This is a genomic window from Methylobacterium sp. Leaf399 (genome assembly GCF_001424525.1).
Lineage (GTDB): Bacteria > Pseudomonadota > Alphaproteobacteria > Rhizobiales > Beijerinckiaceae > Methylobacterium.
In genome coordinates this window covers 79,335-88,656 of record NZ_LMQK01000006.1, presented here as the reverse complement: position 1 = coordinate 88,656, position 9,322 = coordinate 79,335, and the positions used below count along the sequence as shown (strand labels likewise).

The following is a 9,322-nucleotide window of genomic DNA, read 5'->3' as shown; positions in this document are numbered from 1 at the left end:
GAGCAGCCATCGCATCCTCCTCAGGCTCCAAACCCAAGGAAGGAATCACGACCGAGATGCTGACGCTACCCCGCGTGAGTCCTGCTCAGCGAGGCTTGGTATAAGGCTCAAGCCGTGCACCAGCCGGAAGCCCTGCAACGAAGCTCAGCCCTTTACCAGCAAATTATCAGGGATCACGCGAGCGCCCGCGGCATCCCAACGAATCACCCCTTTTCTGAGTCATGGCGCTTCCTCTGGAGTGTCGTCCGCAGGTCGCAGACCACCGAGAGGCCGTGCGGGCTCGACACGGTAGTTGATGCCCGCCCAGTGTGTTTTACGTCGAAAATTGTTTCAGCATCCTCGTCACTATCTCCTGCTAAATGTCCGCTCAAAAAAGGGAAGCGGGCCTCAATGGAGATCGAACTGGAAGTCTGGAAAGGGTCAGCAGCAGCAGTGCAGTAGCACCGTTGCAAACGGGGGCGACGATGGTCTCGTAGCGCTGATTTTGTAACGGGCCCTGCCTTATTCTGTGAGTGCACTAGGATTTTACAACTATTGCGCTCGACATGTCCGTCGAACGGAGCGTGTGTGTGCTGGGTCGAATGGTCAGGGGAGAGCAATGCGCTCAGTAGGATCGAGTATAGCGTTGTGCCTCAACGAGATCGGTTGTTGGCTGATCGCTGATTCAGCGGTAGCCAAGATGGCTGTGGACTCTGTCGGGGCCGTTTCAGAATGAGAGGCGCTTTTGATGGCCATAGATCGCGATGAGCCCATCAACGAGGCAAGACCCCCTTACGGTGCTGTCTGTCTGACCGGTCGTGTGAGCCGCGCTGGCGAGTCGCGGTGGAGGTCGAGCGACTGACCGCGCGCAAATCTAGCCCTCTCCGGGCCCCCTGCCCCGCCGGCATCGCGCCGACTGCGGGGTCAGGGTGGTGGCAGCTCCTGCCGATCCCGGAGAACACGATCGATGTCGACCTTCACCCCGTCCCGCACCGAAGCCAAGATCCTCACCCTCGCTTGCGGTCGGCCTGACGGCCAGATCGTGCTGCCTTCACCGCTGAAGCCGGTCACGGCCCAGCGCCTGATGGCAAAGCTCCTCAAGCACGAACTGATCGTGTCATGCGATCGGGATGGCCAGGTCAGCCACCACCTGACTTTAGCCGGGTACCGGTCCGTTGGCTTGGAGCCGCCGGTTGCTGTGTCCACCCATCTGGCATCGGCCAGCAAGCGGCAACAGGTTGTCGACTTCCTCCGCCGAACCGAAGGCGCAAACTTGTCCGAACTGATCGTCCTCACAGGCTGGCTGCCGCACACCACCCGCGCTGCCTTGTCTCGTTTGCGCTCGGGCGGGCTGACTCTGGTGAAGTCGACACGCGAGGATGGATCGACAGCCTATCGCATCATGACCGCAGAGCCGGACAAGCTGAAGCCTCGGCGCACCCCTGCCAAACGGAAGCCTGCCGATGCACGAGGAGCGGTCGATGCAAGCGCATCCGCCGGCGCGACGGCGGTCTGATCGCCGATGAGCGCCCTGCTCTCCCGCGCTCCTCGGTCCGGGCAGGATCGGATCGAGGCCGACCTCGCCAGATTGGCCTCGGCCGATCTGGCGGAGCTGCGGCGACGCTGGCGGCGGTTGGTCGGGCGTCCCGCACCCGAGAAGCTGTCCCGTGCCTTCCTGCATCGCCTGCTCGCCTATCGCCTCCAGGCCGCAGCGCTCGGCGACCTCGATCGTGAGAGTGTGGCGCTACTGGATCGCCTCGGACCACAATCACCCGGCCGCGACGAGGCAATCGCCATGCCCGCCCGCCCGGTGCACCGCCCGGGCACCTTGCTGGTGCGGGAATGGCAGGGGCAGTTGCACCGGGTCACGGTGCTCGACCAGGGTTTTGCCTGGGAAGGTAAATCCTACGACAGCCTGTCGAAGGTCGCTCGCGCCATCACCGGTACCAACTGGAACGGGCCGCGCTTCTTCGGCCTGCGCGAGAAGACAAAGTCCCCGGAACCGCAAGGCGCTCGTATCGCGGCTCGTGCCACTGCGGCCGTCGGGAGTCGTCTGCCATGACCGGCCGTGGCGCCTCGACATCGCGCAGCATCGCAGCTCCGGTGGCGAGGCCGCTGCGCTGCGCGATCTACACCCGGGTCTCGACCGAGCACGGGCTGGAGCAGGAGTTCAACTCGCTTCACAATCAGCGCGAAGCGGCCGAGGCCTACATCAAGAGCCAAGCCCATGAGGGCTGGCGTTGCCTCCCCGCCCCCTACGACGATGGCGGCTTCTCGGGTGGATCGCTCGAGCGCCCTGCCCTGCAGCGGCTGCTGGCGGAGATCGCCCTGAAGCGCATCGACGTGGTGGTGGTCTACAAGGTCGACCGCCTCACCCGTTCGCTTTCGGACTTCGCGAGGCTGGTCGAGCTGTTCGATGCGCATGGGGTCTCGTTCGTATCGGTGACCCAGGCCTTCAACACTACGACCAGCATGGGCCGGCTCACCCTCAACGTGCTCCTGTCTTTTGCCCAGTTCGAGCGGGAGGTCACGGGCGAACGCATCCGCGACAAGATCGCAGCCTCGAAGCGCAAGGGCCTCTGGATGGGCGGGGTGGTACCGCTCGGCTACCGGGTCGAAGCGCGCGCCCTCCATGTGGTCGAGGAGCATGCCGTCCTGATCCGCAGCATCTTCGCTCGTTACCTCGAGCTTGGCGCCGTCACCAGGTTGCAGGCCGAGTTGGATGAGGCCGGCATCACCGTGCCCGAGCGGATCGACGGCAAGGGCAATCGCCTTGGAGGCAAGCCCTTCAGTCGGGGGCATCTCTACCAGATCCTGGCGAGCCCACTCTATATCGGCAGGCTCACCCATCGCGGTCGCGTCTTCGAGGGCCAGCATCAGCCGATTGTCGAGGCGGCCATCTTCGAGGTGGTGCAGGCAAAGCTCACAGCCAACCATCATGGCAAGGCATCGCACCGCCTGCCTTCCGAGCATCTCCTCGTCGGCCGCATCCACACCGCCGAGGGTCATGCCCTGACCCCGAGCCATACCGTCAAGGGGACACGGCGCTACCGCTACTACGTCAGCCAGGCCGTCCTGAAGGGGAAGGAAGCTGCGAGGCACAGCGATGCCAATCCGATCCGCCGCCTCTCCGCCCCCGACATCGAAGCGGCCGTCGTCCAGTCCCTGCGCTCGCAGTTCCCCAGGGCAGGCGACCTCAGCGATGCCGAGGTGATCGCAAGAGGCTTGGCCCAGGTCGTCGTGCATCCCGATGCCCTGCACCTCGAACTCACCGGCGAGGAGCGCAGCGTCGTTCAAGTCAGGTGGTCGCCGAACCGGAGCCAACGGCATCGCGAGATCATCGTGCCGCCTGGTTCCGATCGCCTTGGCCTCCGCCCGATGAAGGTCGAGGACCGCGCCCGCATCCTCAAGGCCGTCGCCACCGCTCGATCCTGGATCGACGATCTCCTCGCGGCCCGCATCGCCGACACCGATGCCATCGCCATGCGGGAAGGCTGCAGTGAGCGCTCGGTCCGGATGACATTGTCGTTGGCACAGCTGTCGCCGCGCATCGTCCAGGCCCTCGTCGAGGGCCGACTGCCGCGCGGCATCGGCATCAAGTCGCTGGCCGAGCTCCCGCTGTCCTGGGCTGAACAGGAACACGCGATCGGGTTCTGAGCGAAGCCATCGGAACCGGCATCCTGCGACGATCCTTCTGATCGTTAGCCTCGCAGGCTCCGCCTCGCCAGTCGGCCTTCTGCATCACCGACCGCGGCAGATGCAGTGAGCGGCGTCGCTGACCGAGAAAACCGCGTTACGACCACCGCCGAGGACTGCTGAAAGCCGCCGATCGCCGTGCATCTGCGGAAACGGTTTTTGGCCTGCCTGAGACTGGGCCGAGATCCGGCGCCCAAAACGGCGCAGCAAACGGCAGAGACGGGCTCTCCGAAAGAGACCCTCACCTAACCCACCAAAACGAAAAGACTATTCCTGACGACCACCAGCCCTCCAGTTTATGTGGACGGCCTGGTGGAGCTGAGCGGGATCGAACCGCTGACCTCCGCAGTGCGATTGCGGCGCTCTCCCATCTGAGCTACAGCCCCGTTCCGAGGTGCGAGCCTTCTAGGCTCGGGCGCCTCGGCCTGTCAATTCCGTAAAATTCCCGCCGCCGCCGCGCCTGCCGGTGCCCTCCGGTCGGGCCGCTTCGAGGACATCGGAACCGCGCATGAACGCCTTCATCTGGCTCTTCGACACCGTGGTCCAGCTCTACATCTACGTCCTGATCGCGAGCGCGGTCCTGAGTTGGCTCGTCGCCTTCAACGTGGTGAACGTGCGCAACCCGATCGTGTCGCAGATCGGCGAGGTCTTGTACCGGCTGACCGAGCCCGTGCTCCGGCCGATCCGCAACATCCTGCCCAATCTCGGCGGCGTCGACCTCTCGCCGATCGTGCTCGTGCTCCTGCTCCTGTTCGCGAGTCGCCTGCTGCACGAGTTCATCCCGACCCAGACGGTGGTCTACACGCGCTGACAACGGCCGACATTCTCGCAGGAACGACGCGCATGAAGACCAATCCCGGCCGCTTCTTCGAGGACTACCGCCTCGGCGAGACCATCCGCCATGCCACCCCGCGCACCGTGACGAGCGGCGATGTCGCCCTCTACACCGCGCTCTACGGCCCCCGCTTCGCCGTGCAGTCGTCGGACGCCTTCGCCCGCGCCATCGGCTATCCGCAGAGCCCCCTCGACGACCTGCTGACCTTCCATGTCGTCTTCGGCAAGACGGTGCCGGACATCTCGCTCAACGCCCTGGCCAACCTCGGCTATGCCGAGGGCGGTTTTCGCCGGCCGGTCTATCCCGGCGAGACCCTGTCCACGGTCTCGGAGGTGATCGGCCTCAAGGAGAGTTCGAACCGCCAGACCGGAGTGGTCTACGTGCGCTCCACCGGCTCGGACGCCAACGGCGAGACGGTGCTGAGCTACTGCCGCTGGGTGCTGGTGAGGAAGCGCGACCCGGAGGCCACGATCGCGCAGGAGCACGTCCCGACCTTCGCCAAGGTGGTCGACCCGGTCGATCTCGCCGGCGCCCTCCCCCCGCTGAACACGGCCGCCTACGACCTCGATCTGGCGGGCAGCCCGCACCGCTTCTCGGATTACACGGTCGGCGAGAAGATCGACCACGTCGACGGCATGACCGTCGAGGAGGCCGAGCACCAGATCGCCACGCGCCTCTACCAGAACACCGCCAAGGTGCATTTCGACGGGTTCGCCGCCAAGGACACGCGCTTCGGCCGCCGCCTGATCTACGGTGGCGTCGTCATCTCGCTCGCCCGCGCGCTGAGCTTCAACGGTCTGGGCAACGCCTTCGCGCTCGCCGGCATCAACGCCGGCCGCCACGTGGCGCCGCTGTTTGCCGGCGACACCGTCTATGCCTGGAGCGAGGTGCTGGAGACCGCCGAACTCCCTGGGCGCACGGACATCGGAGCGCTTCGCCTGCGCACCGTCGCCACCAAGAACCAGGCTTGTGGCGCCCATCCCCACATGGTCGGCGACGGCTACGATCCGGCCGTGATCCTGGACCTGGATTATTGGGCGTTCATTCCGCGCTGACGGTTGCGACAGGCCTTATCCTGCGGACAGGGCCGCCGTCACCGCCTGCCTGAGCGGGTTCTCCGGGTTCGAGAGCAGCCGCAGCGCCATCGCGCAGGCGATGGTCACCAGCAGCGGCCGGATCAGGCGGGCGCCGAGCCGGATCGCCAGGACCGAGCCGATCTGGGCGCCGATGAAGGCGCCCAGCGCCATGGCGAGGCCGATCGGCCAGACCACGTGGCCGCCGGCCGCGAACAGCGCGAGGCTGCCGAGATTGCTCGCCGCATTGGCGAGCTTGGTATGGGCGGTGGCCCGCACCACACCGAGCCCGAGCAGCGTCACGAAGCCGATCATGTAGAAGGCGCCCGCTCCGGGGCCGAACACGCCGTCGTAGAAGCCGACCGCCGGCGCCACGCTCAGGGCGAACACCCCCGGCGTCAGCCGGGCCGCCGCGTCCTCGCTGCTCATGCGCTTGGCGAAGGCGAAGTAGAGGGCGATGCCCACGAGCAGGATCGGCACCGCCGCATCGAGGACGGCGCGCGGCAGCAGGCTGACGCACAGCGCGCCGGCCACCGAGGCGATCCCGGCGCAGAGCGCGATCTTCCAGGCGGCGGGCCAATGGATCAGCCCGCGCCGCGCGAAGGCGATGGTGGAGGAGACCGCCCCGGCGCTGCCCTGGAGCTTGTTGGTGGCGATGGCCGCCACGGGGTCGAGCCCGGCCAGCAGCAGCGCGGGGACGGTGATGAGCCCCCCGCCCCCGGCGATGGCGTCGACGCAGCCCGCCGCCACGGCCACCGCGAACAGGGTCGCGACCAGGCTGATGTCGATGCCGAGGATCATGGTGTTTCCGGTGAACGGCCGTAGGAGGCCGGCGCCTCATGTCATTTCCGGTTGATCACTTCGTGATGCGGAAATGGGCTTCGCTCAGGCGCCGCGCGGGCTCTGTGATACGGCTCCCGCTTGCTTCAAGCGGAAACCGGATCAGTTGCGCACGATCACCCGCGTTCCGACCTTCACGCGGTCGTAGAGGTCGACCACGTCCTTGTTGGTCATGCGGATGCAGCCCGACGAGACCGCGGCACCCATGGTCTCCGGCTCGTTGGAGCCGTGGATGCGGTAGAGCGAGGAGCCCAGATACATCGCGCGGGCGCCGAGCGGGTTGTCCTGTCCCCCGGCCATGAAGCGAGGCAGGTCGGGGCGGCGGGCCAGCATCTGGGCCGGAGGCCGCCACGACGGCCATTCCCGCTTCATGGTGACGGTCTTCTGGCCGGACCAGGAGAAGCCCTGCCGGCCGACCCCGACTCCGTAGCGCACGGCCTGGCCGCCGCCGAGCACGTAGTAGAGCCGACGTTGGCTTTGCGAGACCACGACGGTGCCGGGTTTCTCGGAGCCCTTCCACGCCACCGTCTCGCGCGGGATCGCCTGCTCGCGGAAGATGTTCATGAAGTCGGCGATCGGGCCGCTGTCGAACGGATTGGCAGCCTGGGCCGGCGTACCGGCGGCGATCAGGGCCGCGAAGGCGGATGCCGCGATCGAGCGGGAAGAGCGCAGGAAAAAGGGGCGCAGGAAAAAGGGGCGCATGGTCGTTCTCTCTCGTGTGGGGGGCGGACCAAGGCTCGGGCGGGCGAAAACCATCCCGGCGGCCCGTGGCCGGCCCGACCTCGATCGGTCGAGTCGCGTGACGGGGGCCAGCCTTGTCCGGCCCGGACTCGGGGGTCAAGGCGTTCGGGGGGGGCAGGGCGTCCGGGCAAGGCGTCCGGGCAAGGCGTCCGGGCAAGGCGTCCGGGGATCGAGCCATCCGCCCGGGAACGGCCCCGGATCGGTCTTTTTTCAGCGGTTGGCAGGGTCCGGTGCCGGGTCGACAGAATGTCGCAGGGAGTTGCGGCCCGGCGGCGGCGGCCCCAGAGTCTGCCCGTGCAACCCACTCGGATCATCGTCGCGACGCCGCATTTCTCGGGTGAGCGCAGGAACCAAGGCGCCGGACCGGTGCGTGGCGCGTCCGTGCGCGCACGGGTGTCCGGCCTCTTACTCTTCAGGTTCCTTGCGGTCGGCCTGATCGTTCTCGCGTCCTTTGGCGGCTTTGGCCCGACCGACACCAAGCCGCTCCCGCATTGGCGCGCGTCGCCGGTGTATCTCGTCGGCGCGGGTATGGACGGGCTCGTGCCGGTCCATGTCGCGGGCGAGGTCGCCGACGAAGGGGTCGGCGTCCATCAGGCGGTCCGCGAGCCGGTGGCCGCCATCGACGCGGCGGACGCTCGGTTCCGGGTGGCGCAGGGACCTGGTCCCGCCGGCCGCCTCGGCCAATGGCTTCCCGACAGGCCTCCCCGGGTTATCTAGGCCCCCGCTGGGCTCTCGCCCTCGTGACCGTGCGCCGTTTCGGCCGGTCGCGATCCCCCGTCGCCGCCGCATCCTCGCCATGTCCGGCGTGCAGCGTGCATGGGGCTTCTTACCGATCACCCTCGCGGGCGTTTCGCGGGTCTTCGTCGACCGGGCTTCATCCGATGCCGCCGGTCATTCGCCTCGCGTGCCTCATTCAGGAGCATCCCGATCGTGCCTTCGTCCCACCGGCCCTGGCCGACCGTCGTCTCGGCGGCTCTCCTGATGACCGTCCTCACCGGTTGCAACCAGAAGCAGCAGGCCGCCGCACCCGCCGCGCCGCCGCCGGAGATCAGCTACGTCACGGTCAAGCCGCAGCCGATCCCCTATCAGCGCGACCTGCCCGGCCGCGTGGCGCCGATGCGGATCGCCGAGGTGCGGGCCCGCGTCGGCGGCCTCGTGGTCAAGCGGACTTTCGAGCAGGGCAGCCAGGTCAAGGAGGGCGACGTCCTCTACAAGATCGATCCGGCTCCCTATCAGGTCGATCTCGCCAGTGCCGAGGCCGTGCTGGCCCGCACCGAGGCCGCCCTCGTCCTTGCCTCCCAGCAGGCCGAGCGCCTCGAGACGCTGCTCTCCCGCCAGACCGCCAGCCAGGCGCAGTACGACAGCGCTTACGCCGCGCAGAAGCAGGCCGAAGCCGAGGTGGCCGGTGCCAAGGCGTCGCGCGACAGGGCCCGGCTCAACCTGAGCTACACCGACGTGCGCGCCCCGATCTCGGGCCGGATCGGACGGGCCCTCCTCACCGAGGGCGCCCTCGTCGAGCAGGGCGGCACCGCCAACCTCGCCACGATCCAGCAGCTCGACCCGATCTACGTGGACATCACCCAGTCGGTCGGCGAACTGACCAAGCTGCGGCGGGATCTCGCCAGCGGCGAACTCGATCGTCTCGCCCACGACAGCGCCAACGCGCAGCTCATCATGGACGACGGCTCCTTCTATCCATCGGCGGGCCGCGTCCTGTTCTCGGACGTGACCGCCGACCCGAGCACGGGCCAGGTCACCCTGCGCGTGCTCTTCCCCAACCCCAACGACGACCTCTTCCCCGGCATGTACGCCCGCGCCCGCATCAAGCAGGGCATCGACAAGGATGCCATCGCCGTGCCGCAGCAGGCGATCCAGCGCACCAACGACGGCAAGGCCGAGGTCTGGGTGATCGGCAAGGACGACAAGGTGATGCTCCAGCCCGTGGAGGTCGGCCCGATCGTCGAGAACAACTGGCTGATCCGCGAAGGCCTCAAGCCGGGCGAGCGCGTCGTCGTCGAGGGCGTTCAGAAGATCAGCGCCGGCATGGTGGTCAAGCCCGTTCCCGCCGACGGCGAAGCCAAGGGTACGCAGGCGGATGCCGGGGACAAGGCGTCTCCCGGGGCCCCTGCCCCCGTCACGGAAGCCGGGGTGCGCTGAG

At 67.5% G+C, this 9,322-nt stretch carries 9 protein-coding genes and 1 tRNA gene; 7 read left to right on the top strand and 3 right to left on the bottom strand.

Going from position 1 to position 9,322, the window contains the following annotated elements:
- Positions 1 to 946: 946 nt before the first annotated feature.
- From ASG40_RS06845 to ASG40_RS06835, 3 genes are read left to right on the top strand one after another with little or no spacing between them, the layout of a single operon-like run.
- Positions 947 to 1,495: a DUF3489 domain-containing protein gene (locus ASG40_RS06845; RefSeq protein WP_055882829.1), complete on the top strand. Its 549-nt coding sequence runs from the start codon at positions 947 to 949 to the stop codon at positions 1,493 to 1,495.
- A gap of 6 nt (positions 1,496 to 1,501) precedes the next feature.
- Positions 1,502 to 2,041 carry a DUF2924 domain-containing protein gene (locus tag ASG40_RS06840; protein ID WP_055882827.1) on the top strand — a complete coding sequence of 180 codons (540 nt, stop codon included), beginning with the start codon at positions 1,502 to 1,504 and terminating at the stop codon, positions 2,039 to 2,041.
- The gene (locus ASG40_RS06835) at positions 2,038 to 3,636 is read left to right on the top strand and encodes a recombinase family protein (RefSeq protein WP_055882825.1); all 1,599 of its coding nucleotides are present in this window, start codon (positions 2,038 to 2,040) and stop codon (positions 3,634 to 3,636) included. Before ASG40_RS06840 ends, ASG40_RS06835 begins: the two co-directional genes overlap by 4 nt.
- Positions 3,637 to 3,985: 349 nt before the next feature.
- On the opposite strand, the gene ASG40_RS06830 is transcribed toward ASG40_RS06835, so the two are convergent.
- Positions 3,986 to 4,061: transfer RNA gene (locus ASG40_RS06830), tRNA-Ala, on the bottom strand.
- A gap of 122 nt (positions 4,062 to 4,183) precedes the next feature.
- Between ASG40_RS06830 and ASG40_RS06825 the strand changes: the two genes are divergently transcribed.
- Positions 4,184 to 4,486 carry a YggT family protein gene (locus ASG40_RS06825; RefSeq protein WP_055882822.1) on the top strand — a complete coding sequence of 101 codons (303 nt, stop codon included), beginning with the start codon at positions 4,184 to 4,186 and terminating at the stop codon, positions 4,484 to 4,486.
- 32 nt (positions 4,487 to 4,518) lie between these two features.
- A complete protein-coding gene (locus tag ASG40_RS06820) occupies positions 4,519 to 5,565 on the top strand; it encodes a MaoC family dehydratase (RefSeq protein ID WP_055882820.1) in 1,047 nt (348 codons plus the stop codon).
- Positions 5,566 to 5,580: 15 nt separating this feature from the next.
- On the opposite strand, the gene ASG40_RS06815 is transcribed toward ASG40_RS06820, so the two are convergent.
- Positions 5,581 to 6,384, bottom strand: a complete 804-nt coding sequence (locus tag ASG40_RS06815) for a TSUP family transporter (RefSeq protein WP_055882817.1) — start codon at positions 6,382 to 6,384, stop codon at positions 5,581 to 5,583.
- Between the two features lie 141 nt (positions 6,385 to 6,525).
- Positions 6,526 to 7,125, bottom strand: coding sequence for a L,D-transpeptidase (locus ASG40_RS06810; RefSeq protein ID WP_055882815.1), 600 nt, complete (start codon positions 7,123 to 7,125; stop codon positions 6,526 to 6,528).
- A gap of 333 nt (positions 7,126 to 7,458) precedes the next feature.
- Between ASG40_RS06810 and ASG40_RS06805 the strand changes: the two genes are divergently transcribed.
- Together ASG40_RS06805 and ASG40_RS06800 are read left to right on the top strand one after the other, a co-directional pair.
- Positions 7,459 to 7,881, top strand: a complete 423-nt coding sequence (locus ASG40_RS06805; protein ID WP_156387604.1) for a hypothetical protein — start codon at positions 7,459 to 7,461, stop codon at positions 7,879 to 7,881.
- Positions 7,882 to 8,145: 264 nt separating this feature from the next.
- Positions 8,146 to 9,321 carry an efflux RND transporter periplasmic adaptor subunit gene (locus ASG40_RS06800; RefSeq protein WP_156387605.1) on the top strand — a complete coding sequence of 392 codons (1,176 nt, stop codon included), beginning with the start codon at positions 8,146 to 8,148 and terminating at the stop codon, positions 9,319 to 9,321.
- Position 9,322: the final 1 nt, after the last annotated feature.